The organism is Paludisphaera rhizosphaerae, from assembly GCF_011065895.1.
Classification (GTDB): domain Bacteria; phylum Planctomycetota; class Planctomycetia; order Isosphaerales; family Isosphaeraceae; genus Paludisphaera; species Paludisphaera rhizosphaerae.
In genome coordinates this window covers 1-15,399 of the sequence record NZ_JAALCR010000047.1, presented here as the reverse complement: position 1 = coordinate 15,399, position 15,399 = coordinate 1, and the positions used below count along the sequence as shown (strand labels likewise).

At 68.6% G+C, this 15,399-nt stretch carries 12 protein-coding genes; 4 read left to right on the top strand and 8 right to left on the bottom strand.

The window, feature by feature from the left end:
• Positions 1 to 4: 4 nt before the first annotated feature.
• The gene (locus G5C50_RS30025) at positions 5 to 1,174 is read right to left on the bottom strand and encodes a sensor histidine kinase (protein WP_165075231.1); all 1,170 of its coding nucleotides are present in this window, start codon (positions 1,172 to 1,174) and stop codon (positions 5 to 7) included.
• 469 nt (positions 1,175 to 1,643) lie between these two features.
• On the opposite strand from G5C50_RS30025, the gene G5C50_RS30020 reads away from it, so the two are divergent.
• Together G5C50_RS30020 and G5C50_RS30015 are read left to right on the top strand one after the other, a co-directional pair.
• Positions 1,644 to 2,009, top strand: coding sequence for a response regulator (locus G5C50_RS30020; protein ID WP_165075229.1), 366 nt, complete (start codon positions 1,644 to 1,646; stop codon positions 2,007 to 2,009).
• Between the two features lie 321 nt (positions 2,010 to 2,330).
• Positions 2,331 to 3,659: a HEAT repeat domain-containing protein gene (locus G5C50_RS30015; protein WP_165075227.1), complete on the top strand. Its 1,329-nt coding sequence runs from the start codon at positions 2,331 to 2,333 to the stop codon at positions 3,657 to 3,659.
• A 320-nt stretch (positions 3,660 to 3,979) separates the two neighbouring features.
• On the opposite strand, the gene G5C50_RS30010 is transcribed toward G5C50_RS30015, so the two are convergent.
• Positions 3,980 to 4,378 carry a DUF2147 domain-containing protein gene (locus G5C50_RS30010; RefSeq protein ID WP_165075225.1) on the bottom strand — a complete coding sequence of 133 codons (399 nt, stop codon included), beginning with the start codon at positions 4,376 to 4,378 and terminating at the stop codon, positions 3,980 to 3,982.
• Between G5C50_RS30010 and G5C50_RS30005 the strand changes: the two genes are divergently transcribed.
• Complete coding sequence (locus G5C50_RS30005) at positions 4,377 to 4,610, top strand: hypothetical protein (protein WP_165075223.1); 234 nt, start codon at positions 4,377 to 4,379, stop codon at positions 4,608 to 4,610. The two genes, G5C50_RS30010 and G5C50_RS30005, sit on opposite strands and share 2 nt — an antisense overlap.
• A gap of 2 nt (positions 4,611 to 4,612) precedes the next feature.
• Here G5C50_RS30005 and G5C50_RS30000 read toward each other — a convergent pair whose 3' ends face one another.
• From G5C50_RS30000 to G5C50_RS29975, 6 genes are all read right to left on the bottom strand, one after another.
• Positions 4,613 to 5,095, bottom strand: a complete 483-nt coding sequence (locus tag G5C50_RS30000; protein WP_165075221.1) for a DUF4279 domain-containing protein — start codon at positions 5,093 to 5,095, stop codon at positions 4,613 to 4,615.
• A gap of 54 nt (positions 5,096 to 5,149) precedes the next feature.
• Positions 5,150 to 6,262 carry a glycoside hydrolase family 76 protein gene (locus tag G5C50_RS29995; RefSeq protein WP_165075219.1) on the bottom strand — a complete coding sequence of 371 codons (1,113 nt, stop codon included), beginning with the start codon at positions 6,260 to 6,262 and terminating at the stop codon, positions 5,150 to 5,152.
• A 7-nt stretch (positions 6,263 to 6,269) separates the two neighbouring features.
• Positions 6,270 to 7,067 (bottom strand): hypothetical protein, encoded by a 798-nt coding sequence (locus tag G5C50_RS29990; RefSeq protein ID WP_165075217.1) that lies wholly within the window; start codon positions 7,065 to 7,067, stop codon positions 6,270 to 6,272.
• Between the two features lie 25 nt (positions 7,068 to 7,092).
• On the bottom strand, positions 7,093 to 7,851 hold the full coding sequence (locus tag G5C50_RS29985; RefSeq protein ID WP_165075214.1) for a hypothetical protein: 759 nt from the start codon (positions 7,849 to 7,851) through the stop codon (positions 7,093 to 7,095).
• A gap of 186 nt (positions 7,852 to 8,037) precedes the next feature.
• Entirely contained in the window at positions 8,038 to 9,510 is a 1,473-nt protein-coding gene (locus tag G5C50_RS29980) for a serine hydrolase domain-containing protein (protein WP_165075211.1), read from the bottom strand.
• 674 nt (positions 9,511 to 10,184) lie between these two features.
• Positions 10,185 to 13,085 (bottom strand): tetratricopeptide repeat protein, encoded by a 2,901-nt coding sequence (locus G5C50_RS29975; RefSeq protein ID WP_165075208.1) that lies wholly within the window; start codon positions 13,083 to 13,085, stop codon positions 10,185 to 10,187.
• 466 nt (positions 13,086 to 13,551) lie between these two features.
• Between G5C50_RS29975 and dnaA the strand changes: the two genes are divergently transcribed.
• Positions 13,552 to 15,054, top strand: coding sequence for a chromosomal replication initiator protein DnaA (dnaA, locus tag G5C50_RS29970; protein WP_165075205.1), 1,503 nt, complete (start codon positions 13,552 to 13,554; stop codon positions 15,052 to 15,054).
• The last annotated feature ends 345 nt before the right edge of the window (positions 15,055 to 15,399 follow it).

The window sequence follows — 15,399 nt, the reverse complement described above, 5'->3', positions numbered from 1 at the left end:
TCTTCTACCCCTGATCCGGAACGAGCCCGCTCCCCTCGGCCGACGAACGGACGTCGACGGAGAGGCGCTTCCTGGGCAGCGTTACGGTGAAAGTCGCCCCCTTGCCGGGCACGCTCCGCACGCCGACCGTCCCCCCGTGGGCCTCGACCAGCGAGCGGACGATGTACAGGCCCAGGCCGAGGCTCTCCTTGCGATGCCCCTCCGAGGCTCTCTCGAACCTCTCGAAGATCCTCGCCTGGTCGGCGAGAGAGATCCCGACGCCTTGGTCCTCGACCTCAACGACCGCCGTCTCCCCATGGGCGCGAGCCCGCACGGTCACGGGCCGGCCGCCGCCGTACTTGAGCGCATTGGCGAGGAGGTTGCCGAAGACCTGTTCGAGCTTCAGGCGGTCGAAATAACCGATGATCGGCCCGGCGACCTCGGCCGCGATCGGCGTCGAGGCTGACTCGGCGCGTTCCTGGAAGCGTCCGACCGCCTCTCGCACAAGGTCGGCCAGGTCGAGCGTCTCCAGATCGAGCTGGAGCCGGCGATTCATGATCCGCGAGACGTCCAGCAGGTTGTCGACGAGCCGCGAGAGGCGCTCGACCTGCCGCTGGCTCACCTCCAGATGGTGGAGGACGTGGGGCGGAACCTCCCCCTGACGCGTCGCCGTGCGTTCCAGAAGTTGGCTGGAGAGCTGGAGCGAAAAAAGCGGGTCCTTCAGCTCGTGGGTGGCGATGGAGAAGAACTCGTCGCGGACCTCCAGCGCCCGCCTCATCTCCCGCTCGGTTGACCGCTGTTCCGTGACGTCAAGCAAGGTGAGGATCGCCAGGGGCGCCCTGCCGTCGGCCGGCGGCAGCGGGCGGCAGAAGGAGCGGAACTCGAAGTCCCGGCCTCGCGCAGACCACGAGAATTCGACCTCCCCGGAGGCCGAGGCGATCGCCCCGCGGATCAGGCCCTCGAAGTCGACGCGTGAGCCGTTCAGCTCGGCGAAAAAGCTCTCGCGTTCGCTCGCGTCGGCCGGGGGCCGCAGCGGGACGGAGCGCGCTGCCGGGTTGTCGGCCGCGACGTCGCCGGACTCCGTGTCGACGACGAGCGTCGGGAGGGGATGGACATCGATCAGCATGGCGAGCCAGCCCCGCTCGTCGTCGGGGGCAGGCTTCGCGACGCGTCGTTCGGGCCGGCGGTCGCTCATCGTAGGGCCTCCCCGCCAGATCGAAAGGCCGACCCGTTCGACGAGGCCCGGAACTCCCCGCCTGGCGGAAAGCCGGAAGGCAATCGATGGTGATCCCGTCTCAGATGCAGAATCAGAGGAATGCCCCTTCGCGAGAAGCAAGGTTCGGCGTTCGAAGGCGGATCGAAAAGTCGTGAGGCTCCTTGAAGCAACAGCCGTGCCGAGACCGGCCGGATTCGTCCTGTCTCCGCGGCAGCTTCCAAAGGGCTCCTCTTAAGAATGGAGGAGTTCGTTTGCCGGGCGCGACGACGAACGGCGATCGCGGCCCTTTCCTGCTCCCAAAGCTTCGTCTTCTTCCGGGCCCTCGTCGTATTCCTTCAACCTGGCATTGAGATCGGCCCATGAGTTGCTTTGAGAATCCTACGTCCGACCGACTCGAAACATCCGGACGCCCGCACCTGGACCTCTCGGCGAAGAATGGGCCATTGCCATGCGAGTACTTCTCGTGGAAGACATGGACGACCTGCGCGAGACGACCGCATTGCTCCTCAAGCTCGCGGGTTGCGAAGTCCGCGCCGCCACCTGCGGCGACGCCGCCCTCCACGAGGCGGCCCACTTCACGTTCGACCTGGTGCTGACCGACCTGATGATGCCCGGCATGGATGGGCTGGAATTGATCAGGCGACTGCGGGAGAACCTCGGATTCGGCCGGGTCCCGATCGTCCTCGTGACCGCGAACGTTTCGCCGGAGGTCCCCTTCATCGCCAGGGAGGCGGGCGCTTCGGGCGTCGTCTACAAGCCGGCGGACGTCCTGGACCTCGTCGAACGATTTGGACGCGGCGACTTCGTCAACTGACCTGGGGACCCGTCGGCCACGGTCGACCCGTGCAAGCCAGTTCCCGATTCCTCGTCAGCTCGTCGCGATCGGTCACGGCTCGCTCGCACACGATGGCCCTGCGCGCCCAGGCGATCTCCCGTCGAGGACCTCGGCCGTCTCCATTGCCGCGATCGCCGCTTTCTCCGTAAATCGCGTGAAAGTGAGGCAGCGTGTGGTCAGGATAGTCCATGTCGATCGCGATGCCGTCGAACACGAATCCGGGACGTGCGCGACCCCTGCAGGCACCGACGGTCCAGGAACGGCGTCCGTCATCGGAAGCGCATCAGAAGGACCCAGGACATGCCGATCCCCCGCATACGGTTCACGGTGAAGCGGCTGATGGTCGCGGTGGCGGTCGTGGGGTTGGTGCTCGCGGCCTGGCTGTACCGGCTTGAGAACCGAAACGTCGAGCACGCTCTGACAGGGCTCCAGATCGGGTCGATCCAGGCAGGGGATGCGACGAGTCGGCGGATGGCCGTCGAGAACCTCGCCTCCGTCAATGCCGACGACCTTGGGCGGGTTGTTTCTCGCCTGCTCGCGGCTCTTGAGGACGAGGACTGGAAGGTCCGGCAGGCCGCCGCACGTTCGCTCGGCTCCGCCATTCGAGGCAGCGTGACGGCTCGTAATGGAGCGGTGGGCGAGGAGCTCGACCACGGTACGCGAGGACTCGTCCAGGCCCTCGACGACCAGCAGGCCGAGGTCCGCCGCGAGGCCGTCATGGCTCTGGGGGTGCTCCACGACACCGTGCCGCTCCCGTCGGCCGCCCCCGGCGTCCGGCCGACCAGCGTGACGATCGGAACGACGGACGGCCGAGCCGTGGCGCCGCTCCTCCGGTTGCTGAACGATCCCGATCCCGAGGTCCGAAGTGCGGCGGCCCGGACGTTCGCACGGATCGCCCCCACGACCGGCGAGGGCCCGGCTTCGATCATCTCGGTGATGAAGAACGACGCGGAGCCCGCGGTACGAGCCGCGGCCGCCGGCAGCCTCGCCCGGGGTTGGCCCGATTCCGACCTGACTTACCCCTTGCTCCTCCAGCAGCTCGGGACCGCTTCCAGCCGTGAGGAGCACTCCGCGATCGGATGGTCGTTCGGGATCCTGCCCGCTCCGCCGCTGGCGATGATCCCGGCCCTGGTGAACGCCCTGGACCCGGACGATTTCATCCTCCGTCGAACCATCCCCAACGCCCTGGCCAAGCTCGGGCCTCTCGCACGCCCCGCCCTGCCGGCGCTTGCGAAAGCGGCCCAGCGCGAACTCGCCGAACCGCAGAACTCGGCCCTGGATGCAGCTGATGCGATCGCCACAATCGACCCCGACTCCCCCGAAGCCCAGGCGCTGCTTGAGCCGATCGCGGCGCTGCTGCGAGACGCGCCGCAGAACTACGTCCAACAGCAAGCCACCGTGGTGCTCTCGAAATACGGCCCCTCAGGCGCGGCCGCCGTGCCATCCCTTCGGACGACGTTGAGGCAGGGATCTCCTGATCGCCGCCAGAGGGTCCTCTATCTTCTTGGCCGGATCGGCCCCGCGGCTCAACCGGCCCTCGAAGACTTGAGCAAGCTGGAGCGCGACAATCCCGATGCGGCCTTGCGCCAGGCGATTCAGGAAGCCGTGAGGAGCATCCGCGCTGATTGAGTTTAGCAGGGACGCGGAAGCCAGGAAGACGCACGTGCCGAACTCATCCGGCGGTGGATTGCGTATGTCTGAGGCCGGGGAGCCTGGGCTTTGAGATTGTCGGTAAGTCGAAGGGCGGCGCTTCGACGTCTTCCCCCCTTGAGGGGGAAGACAGACCGCCAAGCGGTCAGATGAGGGGGACGACCGCCTCGGGATTGAGAATGACCCGTCGGCTCCACGTCCGACGGTGGTCGTCCCCCTCATCGGGCCCTTCGGGCCACCTTCCCCCTCCAGGGGGGAAGGCCGTTGTCTGCTCAGTCCAGCGCGCTTGGGACGGTCTCTTACTTCGCCTCGGGCTTCTCCCGCTTGGCCTCGATCTCGAACTCGCGCTTGTCGCCCTGGAATTCCGCCTCGCCCTTCCCCTTGAGCTCGTCGCCTTCGACCTTCAGCGTGTAGTCGATGGGGATCGTGTTGTCCTGGAACTTCCGCACGGCGGAGAACGTCAGCTTCCCGTCCTTGAACTTCACGTCCTTGAGCTTCTCGTCCTTCTGGTCGGCCCATTCCATGGTCCCGGCGAACCCGTCCCCTTCCTTCTTGATCGTCAGGGTGGAGGTCCGCTTCTGGTCGCCGATCTCATAGCTGCACTGCCATTTGCCGACAGGATCGGCCGCCTTGTCGTCCGAAGCGCCCGCCAGGCCGCACGCCCCGATGATCATCGCCAGGGAGAGAATCGCCTTCATGACCGCCTCCGAAAGGGAAACGGGACGGACGCGGCCCGACGTGGGCCGCCACCCGCCGCCGGAAAGCGATTGTAGCCATGGCGCGGGCGCAGGTCACGTCGATGGCGCCTCCGTCCTGACCCCCACCGAACTGGGCGGCGTCGACTACGCCATCGAAGCCCCCGAGCCAACGACCCTGGCCATGCCCGCCCCGCTCTCCGCCCCCGCTCTGGGCCGTCGCCGCGCCGGTTGATTTCAAGCGTCGTCCTCGTCGTGGGGGCCGTAGAAATCGAACCACAGCTCCAGGCTGAGGTCGGCAAGCCTCCGCATCTGGCTCGGCGGGATCGTCGGTCCCCCGTGTCCGCTCTGGGAGATCCAGAAGCAAGAGACTTCCGTCCGGCATCCTTCGCGTTGCAGCGAGCGGAGCGCCTCCGCGCTCGGCTCGATCTGGTCGAGGATCCAGTCGATGTGCCGGCGCGAGTCCCGCGAGTCGATACATCCCTTCGATGTGAGGAACCAGCCGTTGAGGGTCGCCGCCCTCGGCCGCCTGTCGGCTCGTTGCTGGAGTTCTCCTTGACGTTGCCAGCTTGAGGGCTCGACCCCAAGACGTTCCGTGACCTCGGTCGGGTCGATCTCACCCGGATAGATACAGAGCGACGCATAGGTCTGAGCGCAGGTTCCGTATTCGTCGTCGTATTCGTCGTCGCACATGATGGAGACGGCTCGCAACGAGGTCATGGCCGAGGAAGATCGGCCGGGGCGAGGGGGATGCAGCTTTGATCTGATCGCATCTCACAACCGCGGCTTATCGGCGTGGGACCAGAATTCGCGGCCGGCGTCGGTCTCGGTTTCGGAGAAGAGCCAGAGGATGCGGGCGATGGAGGCGTTGGAGATCATGTCGGCCGGCGGGTCGGCCTGCCAGTGGGCGTAGAAGGCGTCGACGTTCCGCCGGGCCCGATCGAGGGCGTGGGCGTCGCCGGTGGTCCGGTGGAATTCCAGGTCGGCCTCGACCAGAAGGTGGGCGAACTTGACGTCGTCGCGGTAGACGCCGTTTCGGGCGGAGATGAACCAGTCGGAGGCGTCGGAGATCCGCCGGGCTTCTCTCAGGTACGACTCGTCGCCCGTGGCTCGATAGAGGCCCAGGAAGGCGCGGAGCATCAGGCCGGCGTTGTACGTCAGCTTGCCGCGCTTGATTTCGCCGGTGGCGACCACCTTGCGGTCGTGGTACAGGCCGTCCTCGGTCTGGAGCGAGTCGCGGGTCCAGGCGACGATCCGGCGGGCCTCGTCGATCTGCTTCGCGGCCTCGTCGTCCGGCTTGACGCGGGCCAGCCGCAGGCAGCCGACGGCCGTGGGGGCGTTGGAGCAGGTGTTCTTGGTGCCGTCCTTGTGCCCCTCGTGCCACCAGATCCCGCCGCCGATCGCGTCGTCCCAGCCGCTGAGCGCGAACCGGAGGGTGGCCTCAGCCCGTTCCAGCCGCTTGGGGTTGTGGTCGGTCTCGTAAGCCTCCAGCAGCGAGAGGACGATCCACGCATTGTCATCATAATACTTGTCGTCGCCGTTCCCGCGCGTGGGCGAGGGCTCATAGCCGGGGACCTTGGCCTTGGCGTCCCAGTAGACGTCGAGCGCCTTGACGTACCCGTCGAGCGTCTTGCGATAAGCGTCCGGCTCAACCCGCGCCGCCGCCACGAGATTCGCCAGGGCCACCCCCTGCCCCCACGCGAAATCCGGCCGATGCTTCGACTCGGTCGCCACGTACAGACCGGTCCTCGCATCGAGGAACGTCCTCTGGATGTAGTCCGTCACCTCCCGCGCCTGCAGCTCATAGCGACCCGGCTCGGCCCCGTTCGCCGAGGTCCCGAGGAAGTACGTTGCGATCAGCGCGCCCATCGTCCATGCCCTGCTCATGACGAAGTTACTCCAGTGCGGTGGGCTGTCGTTTGAAGCCGTCGACGGCGGGACGCCTCAAAACCCAACCCGCCTTCACCACTTGATGCCGCAGGAACGTTATCGATCCGGCGAGGAAGAGGAACATCCAACACCCAAACGCGGTTCGCCCGATCCAGGCGATCCGCGGGCCGCCGGATTCCTGAATCAAGACCGGGCCGAACGACGTCGCGCAGACGACCGCCGCCACGGCGAGGCCGATCGTCATCAATCGGAGGGAACTCTCGATCGACGCCCGGGGGCGAGGGCGAGGCTCCAGGTCGAAGTCGCGCCCCAGTCGTTCTCGGATCCACCGCGCGGCCTCGCGCCTGTCGGCTTCGGGAAGGGTCACGGGGAACAGGATCTTACGGCCCAGCCCCCGCAGGGTGATTGAGCCCAGCAGCTTGACCCGCTCCACGTCGTCCCAGGCGAGCGAGGTGGGCTTCCTCCTCGGCGGCGTGTAGGAGACGCCTGCGTCGTCGAGTCGCCAACAGGCGTTCCCCCAGGCCGATGATCGAAAGAAGACGACGATGATGCCCGGGAACGAAAGCCCCATCAGGAGGGGCAGGCTCTTACCCCCTCCCAAGTGATCGCCCAGCATCGAATCGATCACGCCTTCAAGGGACGCCGCGACCAGGGCGACCACCCACGGCCCGAAGATCGCGACCCAGGTCCAGGGATCAGCATCCATGTCGCGGACCTCCCACACGCCGCGCACCGGCCCGATGACCAGCGGCCCGGTCGTGGGACGGTCGGAGGGATCGGTGCTGGTGGGGCTGGTCGACACGGCGGGGATCTCAGTCGTCCATGAGTTACAGGGAGGGAGCGGCGGGGCGTCGGGAGATCCAGCGGCGGTCCTCGGCGCGCTTGTGGCGGGTGACGAAGGACGCGGCGAGGAGGATCAGCCAGACGATGAAGGCGATGCGTCCGATCCAGGCGATCGGAGGCCCGCCGGCCTGCTGGATGACGGCGGGGCCGAAGGTCGTCGCGACGAAGGCCGTCAGCAGGGTCGCCTCGGTGGTGAGCAGCCGGATGAAGCCTCCGACCGTGCGTCGAGGAATCGGCCGGGGCTCCCAGTCGAAGTCGGCCTCCAGACGTTCGTGGATGCGCCGGGCGACCTCGCGACGATCGGGCTCGGGGAGGGTCGAGGAGAACGTCACGCGGGCGGCTCGGCCGCGGAGGATGATCGCGTCGGCCAGCTTGAGCTGCTCCACGTCGGGCCAGGCCAGGAAGGTCGGCTCACCCTTCGGCGGGGCGAAGGAGACGCCCTGATCGTCGATCCGCCAACGGGCCTCGCCCCACGAGGACGACCCGAGGATCAGGAGCATGGGGCCGACGGCGGCCGCCGTGATGAGCAGCCGGACCAGGACGACGCTCATCCCGATCCCCAGATGGTCGTCGACCTGCCGATTGAGCTGGTCGACCGCCAGCGCCGCCGCGAGCGGCGTATACAGGGCCCCCCAAATCCACCCGCCCGGATCGCGCGTCTGCCAGAAGCCGCGCACGGGCCCCACGACCAGCGGACCGGTCGTGGGACGGTCGGGCTCTGCAGCGATGGCGGGCGGGGTCATGTGGGGGTCTCGATCTGGGTTATTCAGCCTTCCCCCCTGGAGGGGGAAGGTGGCCCGAAGGGCCGGATGAGGGGGACGATCGGCCTGGCGTTCAAAGCGTTCGCGGGATGTAACTTCGACGGCGGTCGTCCCCCTCATCTGACCGCTTCGCGGTCTGTCTTCCCCCTCCAGGGGGGAAGACGTCGCTCATTCAGCCTTGCCCGTCAGCGCTCCAGGCCGGGCCCCGCCGAAGGCGACGTTCACTTCCGGGTCGACGGTCGCCTTGTCGCCGTCGAACTTGATGCGATAGGTGACGCGGAACGGGCTCTCGACGAGGACGACCTGGGCGGTCAGGGTGTCCTCGGCCGTCCAGGCGGCGGAGGCGGCGACGGGCTGTTCGGGGAAGCCGGTGACGGCGGCGCGGGACTTGACCCACTCGCCCCGGCCGCAGGGGATGCGACGGTCGGCGCCGTCGACGCGGAGGACCAGCGTGATCGGGCCGTTATCGGCCTGCTCCACCCGCAGGGCCTCCAGCTTCCGCGCGTTGGGCTCGAAACCGAACGTCCGCCCCACCACCTTCACCGAGGACCCCGGCGCGGGGGCGCCCTCGGGAGTCTTCATTTTCAGGCCGGTCAGCGTCTGGGCGAGAGCCTCGCGAGCCTGGGCGTCGGCCGGCAGGGGCTCGTTCATCAGGCCGGGGAGGAGCTTGTCCCAGACGAGGTCGAGCACCTCCTGCATGTTCTTCACGGCGCTCGTAATGGCGACCACGGCGTCCTTCTCAGGCAGGACGACGCAGTACTGGCCGAAGGCGCCGTCGCCGCGATAGCCGCCGTTGCGGCACCGCCAGAACTGGTAGCCGTAGCCCTGCTCCCAGTCGCTCTTGGGGTTGCTGCCGTTGGAGGTCTGGAGCTTGGTGGCGGCGTTCACCCAGGCTTCCGGCACGATCTGCCGGCCGTTCCATCGACCTTTCTGCAAGTAAAGCTGTCCGAATTTGGCGATGTCTTCCGTCCGGATGCTCAGTCCGTAGCCCCCCAGCGAGACGCCTTGAGGGCTCGTCCCCCATTCGGGGTCGTCGATGCCGAGCGGGTCGAAAAGGCGGGGGCGGAGGTAGTCGAGCACCGTCTGCCCGACGGCCTTCTGGACGATCGCCGAGGCCATGTACGTCCCCGACGTGTTGTACAGGAAGTGCGTCCCCGGCTTGAACGGAACCTCCTGGGCAAGGAAGACCTTGGTCCAGACCTGGTCCTCGGCCCGCTTGGGCTCGTCCTTGTGGCCGGTCGACATCCGCAGCAGGTCGCTGACGCGCATGGCCTTCAGGTTGGCGCTGGGGTTCTCCGAGGCGTCCTCCGGGAAGAACTTCAGGACGGGGTCGTCGATGGAGAGTTTCCCCTCGGCGACGGCCAGGCCGACGGCCGTGGAAGTGAAGCTCTTGGAGAGCGAGAAGAGCGCGTGGCGGGTCTCCGCGTCATAGGGGGACCACCAGCCCTCGGCCACGACCTTGCCGTGCCGGACGACGATCACGCTGTGGAACGAGTCGATCTTGTCGGCCGCCAGGACGAAGTCCCGGACCGCCGCCGACGACACCCCCATCGCCTCCGGCTCCGCGCGCGAGAGCGGCTCCGAGGCCGAGGCCGAAATCCCCAGGAGCACGAACGCCGCCGCCGTGAACGACCGCCTCATCTCAGCACCCTCCTCTGGTCCGAATCCGAGCTTTCTGACGATCCGCTCATTGGACGACGCCGGACCGCCCCGATCAAGGGACCGCCCCCCCGCCGGCGCTGGCTTCGTTCGCACCCGGGCGCGGCCGAAGCCGTCGGACGGAACGTCTTGCGGATGTTCGTGTTGGGCGAGGAAATCGGGGGATTGCGGCGGGTTCGTTCGGTTGATTTCGCGATGGTGCGACGTGCCGGGAAGCCGAGCCAAGAGTCCCTTCTCCCCCCGGGAGAAGGTGCCGCGCAGCGGCGGATGAGGGTCGTCGGACTTCGGGAGGCATGCCGGTCGCGCAAGCTCTCAATCCACACTATGCCTACAAGTCCAACGACCCTCACCCGGCCCTTCGGGCCACCCTCTCCCGGCGGGAGAGGGGACAGAAGGCCGGTCGTCCTTCCTGAAATCGAGCCGGCTTCGTTCGCACCGACCCACGACGAACCCATGCGACGGAAGTCCGCGACGGCCCGGACCTTGGGCGTCGGAATCGGGTTCGGAGGGTGGGTTCGTTCGGCCATATTCGCGGGGACTGCTCGGGGATGCTCGCCGATTGTGATGAGCGGAGGTTCGCCGGTCCCTCCACTCGATACGATACGACCAAATCGCCGAATTTAGCGCACATGATCGCGGTTTCAACAGGGCGTGGTTTACGGGCGTCGTCGGTCGGCGACGGCGCGGTCGCCGGCGAGGGATTCCAGTCGCGCGGCGGTCCTTTTGACGTCAGCGTGGTCGGGGCCCAGGATCCGACGCTGGGCTTCCAGGGTGGAACGCAGGAGAGACTCGGCCTCGTCGAGCCGGCCCCGGGTCCGGAGCAGGTCGCCCAGGGCCGCGGCGACGAAGAGGGTGGCGGGGTGTTCGGGTCCCATCACCCGGCGCTGGGTTTCCAGGGTGGAGCGCAGCAGAGGCTCGGCCTCGTCGAGCCGGCCCAGCTTGATCAGGACGTGGGCCAGATTGTAGCCGCAGGTGAGCGTCCCCACGTGCTCGGGGCCGAGGACCTCGCGGTTGATTTCCAGATCCTCGCGGAAGATGCGTTCGGCCTCCTGATACTCACCCCGACTCTCCAGCACGGCGGCCAGGTTGTTCCGGGCTGAGAGCGTCGCCGGATTCTTGCGGCCGAGGATATCGATGGAATCGTCGATCGTCGGGCGGAGCAAAGCCTCGGCCTCGTCGAGTCGTTTCTGGCGGCGGAGGATGTCCGCCAGGTTGCCCCGCGCAGAGAGGACGATCTCCGGCGGCAGCTTTTTGAGACCGCCTTCGGACTCCGCGATCGTGCGGCGGTAAGCGGCCTCGGCCTCGTTGAGCCGACCCCGGTCGTTGAGGAAGGCGGCGAGGTAGTTCGAGGCCCGCAGCGAGGTCTCGGCGCCGGGCCCCAGCACTCGCCGTGAGCGGGCGACGGCGTCGACCAGGAGCGGCTCGGCCTCGTCCCATCGGGTCAGGTGGTCGAGCGTGTGGGCCAGCTCGGCCTGGATCGCCAGCGCGTCGTCGGCCGGGGCTTCAGGACGGGTTCGGAGGAGGTCGTACGCGGTGCGCAGGTGCCGCTCGCTGGCCGCGTAGTCGCCCATCCCGTGGTACGCCTTACCGATCTCCAGTCGGACGGCCGCCTCGACCTCCGGCTGCCCCGCCAGCGACGGGCCGACCTCGGCCGCGGCGCGGTCGAGCGCCTCGCGGATCGAGGTCTTGCCGCCGTCGGGGTTGTGCTCCGGCGAGGCCAGTTCCAGCAACTGCCTGATGAGGAAGCCGTCGACCGCCGCGAGCTTCGCCGCCGAGGCCGCCAGCCGACGCTCCTGGATCACCGACCGCCGCCAGCTCCAGGCCGCTCCCGCGAGACCCAGAATCAGCGAGGCCGCCAGCGCGGCCGAAAGCCCCGCCAGGATCGGCTTGCGACGGCACCACCGCCAGAGCCGCGCCGGGGCGCCCACGGGACGGGCGGCGATGGGCCGGCCGTCGAGAAACCGCCGCAGATCCTCGGCGAACCTGGCGGCTGTGTCGTAGCGGTCGGCCGGGTTCTTGGCCATCGCCTTGGCGACGGCCGTGGCCAGGTCGACGGGGACCGCCGGGTTCAGACGGCGGATCGGCGTGGGCTCCTCCTCCACGACCCGGCGCAGGATCTCCTGCCGGTCCTGGCCGGTCGCGGCCGGGCGGAGCGTGAGCAGCTCATAGAGCGTCGCGCCCAGGGCGTAAACGTCGGTCCGGCGGTCGACGAGCGCCCGGCGGCCGGTGGCCTGCTCGGGGCTCATGTAGCGGAGGGTTCCCGGCAGGTCGCCGCTGACCGTCAGGCCGCCGGCGCCCTGGACGTCGGCCATGCCGAAGTCGACGACCCAGACGTCCCCCTTGCGGTCCAGCAGCAGGTTCGCCGGCTTCACGTCCCGATGCGTCACCCCCTGCTCGTGGGCGTACCCCAGGGCCTCCGCAACCTGCACCCCCAGCCTCGCCACCGTCCGAATGTACGACCGCGACCCCAACGAACCGTGCACCGGCAGCCGCAGCTTCAACGGCGGCCCCGCGCCGGGAGCCTCGTCCTCCTCATGCTCGGGCGCGAACCGACCCGAGAGCAGGCCGACGGCCAACTCGCCGATGTCCGATTCCTCCTCGTGCGGATCGGCTGTGGGAAGCGAGTCCGGACCATAACGGCCTTCCCCCCTCGCGGGGGAAGGTGGCCGCGAAGCGGACGGATGAGGGGGGATCGGCCCCGCGTTCCGATCAGGCGTCCGGTTGCTCGCCCCGCGCCGGTCGTCCCCCTCATCTGACCGCGGCGCGGTCTGTCTTCCCCCTCCAGGGGGGAAGACGTCATCAGGGGCCTTCCCCCCTGGAGGGGGAAGGTGGCCCGTAGGGCCGGATGAGGGGGAGACCGGCGTCGGATCTGCGTCAGACGACTCGTTCTCAACCCCGCGCCGGTCGTCCCCCTCAACTGACCGCGGCGCGGTCTGTCTTCCCCCTCCAGGGGGGAAGACGAATTTCGTCCAGCCGCTCCAGAATCCGGGACGGTCCGATTCGTCGGGCGGGTCGTCGGCCATGGCGCGCATGGCGGCGACGAGGTCGGCCAGGCTGCCGCCGCGGACGAGTCGCATGGCGTAATAGGGGGTCCCCTGCACCACTCCCACGTCGTACACCGGGACGATCCGGGGATGTTGCAGCAGGCCGGCGACCTGGGCCTCAAGCTGGAACCGCCGCAGCGCGTGGGCGTCCATCGCCGCGGCCGAGAGCAAGACCTTCAGCGCCACTCGACGCCCCAGCGCGGTCTGCTCGGCCTCGTACACGATCCCCATGCCGCCGCGGCCGATCTCGCGGTCGATCCGAAAGCCGCCGAATTCTCGGGCCGCCGGCGCGTCGCCGCGCAGGGCGGAGAGGTCCAGCAGGGCGGGCGTCAAACGGCGGATCTCCTCCGCCCACTGAGGATGTTCGGCGACGACCGCCTCGACGTCGATCGCCTCGCCCGCGTCCAGCCGCTCCATCAGCTCGGAGAACAGCCGCGCCAGCGCCGGATCGACGTCGCCCGACGCCGACGCCGACCACGAGTCCGACCCGTCCTCGACCGCCCGGTCCGACATGGTGCGACCTCGTGGGGGTCCCCCGACTGTTCCAGGACCTCATTTTATCCTCAAACCCTCTGGGTTCACCAGGCCACGAGCCTCCGCCCCAGAGATGTAACGGCGGGACCGCGCCTTCGGCCGAAGGCCGCCCGCGACTCCAGGGCAAACCCAGGACGAGGCAAACGCCCCTCGCGCCGACCGGCGCATCCCGCGAACGCGCTCGATTTCTCCCACCTTAACGCCGTTCTCCCCTCCTCTTTTCCGCCTTCGGCAAGGCTTACCCTGGCGCATCCGGCACGGCTGGCGCATCGGGGCGCGTCTTGCCTGAATCGCCCGGTCCCCGTCTTTGACAGGGTCCTGCGCAGGGGGCATATCTTCGTGGCCGACGAGGGAAACTGATCCAGTTGCGGGATCGGATTCACCTGGGCGACCGCTGACGGAGAGAGAAAGACGACGGGGCGACTCGCGGCGAAGGGGTGTGATCATGATCGGGGCGAAGGGAATCGACAAGCAGGCGACGGCGCCCCGGGCGGAGGTTGCGGACGCGTTGGAATCGGCGCTTCGGGACGCGGTGGCGGAGCGGATCGGCGAGTCGCGGTTCGGGCTCTGGTTCGGCGAAGGCGTCCGGATGAACGTCGCCGGCGACGGGGCCTCGGTGCAGGTCACCACGCCCAACGCCTACTTCCGCGATCGGATCAAGTCGGGCTTCGCGGCCAACGTGGCCGACGCGGTGAAGCAGGTGATCGGCCGGGCCCTGCCCGTCTCGTTCGCCGTGCAGGACGAGGCCGATCCCCGGACCGGCGGCGAGGTGGTCGAGCCTGCGGCTCCCGCCGACCGTCGCCCCGTGGTGACGGTTCCGATCCCCGGCGTGACCCGCCCCGCGGCCCCCGCCGAAAGGCCGACGATCGACCAGCCCGCCCCTCCCCGGTTCGTCTCGCCGACCTCGCCGGCGCGGCCCTTGCGGAAGCTCGACGATTTCGTGGCGGGGGGCGGGGCGCAACTCGCCGCGGCGGCCGCCCGTGAGATGGTCCGCTCGGCCGGGAAGTCGTTCAACCCGCTGTTCATCCACGCTGGGGTCGGCCTGGGTAAGACCCACATGCTGGAGGGGATCGCCCAGGGGTTGCGGCAGTCCCACCCCGGGCTAAACGTGGTGCTGGTCACGGCCGAGGCCTTCACCAACGGCTTTTTGGAAGCGATGCGGACGGCCTCGCTGACGAGCTTCCGCAACCGGTTCCGCAACGCCAACGTGCTGGTCGTGGACGACGTCCACTTCCTGGCCTCAAAGCGGGCGACGCAGGAGGAGTTCCTCCACACGTTCAACGCCCTGGCCGACCGGGGCGCGGCGATCGTGCTGGCGTCCGACCAGCACCCGCGGAAGATCGCCAAGCTCACCGACGAGCTGGCCACGCGGTTCCTCGGCGGGATGGTCGTCAAGATCGAGGCCCCCGACCTGGAGTCGCGGCGGGCGATCGTCCGGGCGAAGGCGGCCGCGAAGGGGATCGAGGCCCCGGCGGCGGTCGTCGACTACCTGGCCGAGAACATCAAGTCGAGCGTCCGCGAGCTGGAGGGGGCGTTCCAGAGCGTGGTCGCCCACGCCTCGCTGGCCGGCCGCCCCCTGAGCCTGGCGACCGCCCGCGCCGCACTCGGTGAGACGATCCGCTGCACGATCCGTTCGATCGCCCTCCGCGACGTGGAGAAGGCCGTCTGCGTCTTCTTCCAGATCGACGGCGACGGCCTGAAGTCGGAAAGCCGCGTCCGGACCCTGGCCTACCCCCGGATGCTGGCGATGTACCTGGCCCGCAAGCACGCCGGGGCCAGCTACAGCGAGATCGGCCGCTACTTCGGAGGCCGCAACCACTCGACCGTCATGTCGGCCGAGAAGAAGGTCCTCGGCTGGCTCAAGGACGACGCCCGCAACGCCCTCCTCCCCGGCTTCGACAACGTCGTCGACATCCTGGCCGACCTGGAATCGAACCTGGGTGCGTGAAGCAAGCCTTCCTTCCAGGCGACCGAGTGACCCACGTCCCCTCTCCCGCCGGGAGAGGGTGGCCCGCAGGGCCGGGTGAGGGTCGTCGGATTTCGGAGGGCGTCCCGGTCGCTATCTTCACCATAACGGCCTTCCCCCCTCGCGAGGAAGGTGGCCGCGAAGCGGCCGGATGAGGGGGGATCGGCGACGCATCAAGAACCAACCGCCGGACGTACATCCGAAGCCGGTCGTCCCCTTCATCTGATCGCTTCGCGGCCACCTTCCCCCGCGAGGGGGGAAGATCGTTTGGCCCCTCGCGAGGCTCGATCCGAGATCCCACGACCCTCACCCGCCGCTGCGCGGCTG

Excerpts from the sequence above, each read along its gene's own strand:
- G5C50_RS30025 (WP_165075231.1), bottom strand. The coding sequence starts at position 1,174 with ATGAGCGACCGCCGGCCCGAACGACGCGTCGCGAAGCCTGCCCCCGAC.
- G5C50_RS30020 (WP_165075229.1), top strand. The coding sequence starts at position 1,644 with ATGCGAGTACTTCTCGTGGAAGACATGGACGACCTGCGCGAGACGACC.
- G5C50_RS30015 (WP_165075227.1), top strand. The coding sequence starts at position 2,331 with ATGCCGATCCCCCGCATACGGTTCACGGTGAAGCGGCTGATGGTCGCG.
- G5C50_RS30005 (WP_165075223.1), top strand. The coding sequence starts at position 4,377 with ATGACCGCCTCCGAAAGGGAAACGGGACGGACGCGGCCCGACGTGGGC.
- G5C50_RS30010 (WP_165075225.1), bottom strand. The coding sequence starts at position 4,378 with ATGAAGGCGATTCTCTCCCTGGCGATGATCATCGGGGCGTGCGGCCTG.
- G5C50_RS30000 (WP_165075221.1), bottom strand. The coding sequence starts at position 5,095 with ATGACCTCGTTGCGAGCCGTCTCCATCATGTGCGACGACGAATACGAC.
- G5C50_RS29995 (WP_165075219.1), bottom strand. The coding sequence starts at position 6,262 with ATGAGCAGGGCATGGACGATGGGCGCGCTGATCGCAACGTACTTCCTC.
- G5C50_RS29985 (WP_165075214.1), bottom strand. The coding sequence starts at position 7,851 with ATGACCCCGCCCGCCATCGCTGCAGAGCCCGACCGTCCCACGACCGGT.
- G5C50_RS29980 (WP_165075211.1), bottom strand. The coding sequence starts at position 9,510 with ATGAGGCGGTCGTTCACGGCGGCGGCGTTCGTGCTCCTGGGGATTTCG.
- G5C50_RS29975 (WP_165075208.1), bottom strand. The coding sequence starts at position 13,085 with ATGTCGGACCGGGCGGTCGAGGACGGGTCGGACTCGTGGTCGGCGTCG.
- dnaA (WP_165075205.1), top strand. The coding sequence starts at position 13,552 with ATGATCGGGGCGAAGGGAATCGACAAGCAGGCGACGGCGCCCCGGGCG.